Source organism: Flavobacterium sp. (assembly GCF_027490375.1).
Classification (GTDB): domain Bacteria; phylum Bacteroidota; class Bacteroidia; order Flavobacteriales; family Flavobacteriaceae; genus Flavobacterium.
This window is the reverse complement of sequence record NZ_JAIXYH010000012.1, coordinates 1-4,316: the sequence shown is the minus strand read 5'-3', so window position 1 is coordinate 4,316 and position 4,316 is coordinate 1. Positions and strand designations below refer to the sequence as shown.

The following is a 4,316-nucleotide window of genomic DNA, read 5'->3' as shown; positions in this document are numbered from 1 at the left end:
CATTTTACGTTTAATGTCCCCGCTCTAACCCACGTATCGTCGTCGCCTGAGCCTGTCGAAGGCTGGTGCGATTTTTTGGTGGCTTGACACGTTCTGTGTCTTCCTCAACGGTACCCTATTGCGCAAAATTCTTTGAGGTTCCGTGTTTTCTGTGCGCTTAAAAAGCTGGTACGTGAGCTCGTCGAAGGAAAAACATTGTGTCCCATTGTGAAAAACTTTGTGGAACATTGTGCTCCACCGATAACTAAGCGTGCCTATTCTTTAACCGCAAAGAGCGCAAAGATTTACGCAAAGTTCGCAAAGGGGAAACTTTTCAATCTTTAAATCTTTAAATCTCGAAATCTCGAAATCTTTCAATCTCAAAATCTTTGAATCTCCTAATCAAAAAAGCTGTCCCGAATTAACAAGACAGCTTTCTAAATTCTTTAAATAAAATCTTACAATTTAATCATGCGCAGTATCTGAGGTTCATCTCCGGTTTCAAATACCAAAACGTATGTTCCAGCTTTCAGTTGCGTAACATCGAGATACGAACCGTTAAATTTTCCTCGAAGTACTTGCTGACCCAGCGTATTCACCACTTGATACACAGTATCTGCCGCTACACCTTCGACATAGAAATTGCCTTCACGCAACGGATTCGGATAACCTTTTATGGCAACCACAGCCGAATCGTCTGTCAAACGTGCTGCCGAAGCAGTGATATTGATGGTATAATCTTCAACCTGACCGTAGGGGAATGCTTCGCAGGCCGTTGGAGTTCCGTTGTATTTCATCGAAACACGCATACGTGTACTGCCTAGCAACGCCGTGGCTGGGATTGTTATGGTTCCCGTAATCGGAGTCGCAGTAGTGGCGGTTCTAGTGAACGCAATTTCGCCTGTATCAGCAAAATCTCCATCCTGATTGTAATCGATAAAGACACGGTATCCTTCGCTAAATACCGATCCCGTCCAAAAAGGGGTTATGGTTATTGTATTAGCCGATCCGCGAACTACATTAGTCGAAATCGCTGTGAAATTCTCGTAACCAGCAGTTCCAGTCGATGGGTTGTTAATTGTTCCGAATACAACACGTCCGATACGCTCGTCGTTAGTATTATTTCCTTGAGAGGCACAATAAGTAACGGAACTTGACAATGTTGTTACCGAAACCGTATTGCTGTTTGCAGAGATGTTTCCAGCTGCGTCTTTTGCACGAACGTTAAAGGTGTACGCGGTCGCTGCCGTTAAACCCGTAACTACAAAAGTGGTTGCGGTTGTTGTCGACCCAATTACGACCCCATTTCTTAAAACATCGTAACCAGTTACTCCTACGTTATCGGTAGCAGCTGTCCAACTTAAATTCGTGGCTGTTTGTGTTGTTCCTGAAGCCGATAAAGTGGGTGCTGTAGGTGCTGTGGTATCCGAGGCCGCCGAAGTTGTTACAGAAACTGTATTGCTGTTTGCAGAGATATTTCCGGCAGCATCTTTAGCGCGAACGTTAAAAGTGTACGTTGTTGAAGCTACCAAACCTGTAACCGCAAAAGTGGTTGCAGTGGTTGTCGAACCGATTACTACACCGTTTCTTAGCACATCGTATCCGGTAACGCCAACATTATCTGTAGATGCTGTCCAGCTTAAATTAGTGCTGGTTTGTGTGGTGCCTGCTGCGGCTAAATTAAGTGGTGCCGAAGGTGCGGTTGTATCTGTGCTACCTGCCGTAATGGTAAAATTGGTGTTCGATACATCAAAAAAGATGTGGCTTGTTCCTTTCACCATAATTCGGTTTTGCGTTCCTGGTGTATTCGGAATAGTTACGGCTTGCGACCCGTCGTTAGGGGTAGCTGCTGCTAAAACAGTTGTAAAAGTAGCGCCGCCATTTGTTGAAAGTAAGATATCTACATTCGCGCAATTAACACCGTTTGCTGTTGTTCCAGCCACGTTCCAAGTTATAGTTTGTGAAGAACCACCGGCGTAAGAAACCGCTGTATTTGGTGCCGAAACGGTAAAAGGTCCAGCTGTTGCATTCACCGTTACAATCATATCGTCGCTATTATTTGCGGGCCCAGCCACGTCGTTATCGCGAACCGTCAATCTGAAATTCATAGTGCGAGCTACTGTAGGCACCACTTCCCAAGTCCAAGAAGTTGCGCCGGCTAGGACAGTCGACATTCGTGGGAACGTACGCGTTGGCGACGTGCTTGGCAAGAACGAACGGAAAGCGGGTCCTGTAGTACGGGTTGCGCTTGGGATCGTCGAGGTCGAGGTTCCCACATTCATTTGTTCCCAACAGTAGTTCAAGCTCGCGCTATTTGCATCGGTAGCCGTTCCAGTTAACATAAAAGGTGTACCACGCGGAATGGTGTAGTCTAAACCTGCATTTACAACTGGAATCGCATTACCCGTTGTTGTATTGGTCTGACAAGTAGTTGTTTTAATGTAGTTGGTAACTTGTTGGATACTCTGTGCATGGAAATACGGATCGGAATTCGTTTGCACATCGGTTGTAGGTCCGGTAATACCTGCATAACCCATAATCGTTGAGCCACTGCCCGGTTCCATTTGCGCACCTGTGCCTTCGTTGCTGTGCGTAAAGGTGTGATTTGCTCCGAATTGGTGACCGAGTTCGTGTGCTACATAATCGATATCAAAGGCATCACCTTGTGGAATACCATCGGCTGGCGAAGTGTAACCACTTCCCTTTCCTAACGGCTGAGCTGTAGTTGGATTTCGACAAACGCAGCCAATACAACCTGCGTTTCCGCCACCGCCCGAAGCACCAAATAAATGACCTACGTCATAGTTTGCACTTCCGATTACATTGGTTAATGTGGTTTGAAGTTCTTGATTCCAAGCTCCACCCGCGCCGGTTGCAGCCGCCGAATACGGATCTGTTGAAGCATTGGTGTAAATCACTAAATCTGTGTTGGCAATCAAATTCATACGAACGCCAAAATCTTTCTCGAAAACACCGTTCACACGAGTCATCGTGGCATTTATCGCTGCAAGAGCTAAAGCTTTGGTTCCACCGAAATAAGCGGTGTATTCGCCGGTAACCGACATAGCTAAACGATAAGTTCTGAACGTCCCATCATCGGCATTTGGGCGAAATGCTACTTGCTCGCCAGCATTCGTTCTCGACTTTTTGATGTCGTCGACAACACGGCAAGCGAAAGAGCCTTCGGTAAACCAGTTTTCCGACTTTTCGTAAACAATGTATTGCGAACGATTTGTAGTGTACGGTTCAATAAATGTTGCTTTGCGATCGGATCCTAAAACCATGGTTTGTAAGCCCAGTGGCGATATACTCAAATAAAGTGTTTCTCCGGGCTTGGTTTTTGATGTCCCGCGATACGACTTAATTTCAGCATAGCGCACTTGTAAATCGCGCTCCATGTTAGAAGCTGCGTACATTTCGAAAGTTTGCAGGGCACCTTGCGCATCAGGCAAACTAAGTAAGGTGGTACTTTTTGCTCCAGAGAATAGATCGGGAGCAGTTAAGAGCAGTTGAGCCACTTGATTTTCATCAATAACATAGAGTTTTGGGGCTCTAATGTCGGCTTTGTTACGAACAACAATGTCTGAGACAGATTTGGGGGCGGACGTTACATAAGGCGTGTTTTGCGCCAAAGAAACTACCGAAATCGCACTAAAGACAAGCGATAACAGCTTTTTCTTCATAAAAATTGTAGTTTGATTAGTTAGTGAATAGTTTTTTAACAAATCAAATTTAAAGATCTTAATTTAGATAAAAGTTATATTTTCAACTTTTAACACTTTTTCTGTTTGAAATATAACAAGTGTGGTTAGAAAGAAGCTAGAAGCTAGACACGAGTTCCGATAGCTATCGGAATAGACTTCCTGACGTTCACCATTTTACGTATCGTTTTGCCCAACCGAACCCCAAATTCGTTGGTGACTGAGCGTGTTGAAGGTTATTTTTTCTAGAAGCTAGAGACGAGAAGCTAGAAGCTAGACTTCGTGACGTTCACCATTTTACGTATCGTTTTGCCCAGCCTAACCCCAAATTCGTTGGTGCCTGAGCGTGTTGAAGGTTATTTTTTCTAGAAGCTAGAGACGAGAAGCTAGAAGCTAGACTTCCTGACGTTCAACATTTTACGTATCGTTTTGCCCAACCGAACCCCAAATTCGTTGGTGCCTGAGCGTGTTGAAGGTTATTTTTTCTAGAAGCTAGAGACGAGAAGCTAGAAGCTAGATGTCAATGCCTAAAATACGTTGACCGTTTTTTGTTGTTTATTGCTTTCACTCATTGTTTAGGTTTCTGATAACATTGAAGCCGATTTGGCTCGCTTCTTAGTTTCCGTTGACTTTCCT

Annotated in this window: 1 protein-coding gene; it reads right to left on the bottom strand. The window is 44.6% G+C overall.

Annotated features, from left to right (window positions below; translation table 11 throughout):
* Window positions 1-437 precede the first annotated feature (437 nt).
* The gene (locus tag Q0064_RS01685) at window positions 438-3,662 is read right to left on the bottom strand and encodes a reprolysin-like metallopeptidase (protein ID WP_298143342.1); all 3,225 of its coding nucleotides are present in this window, start codon (window positions 3,660-3,662) and stop codon (window positions 438-440) included.
* Window positions 3,663-4,316: the final 654 nt, after the last annotated feature.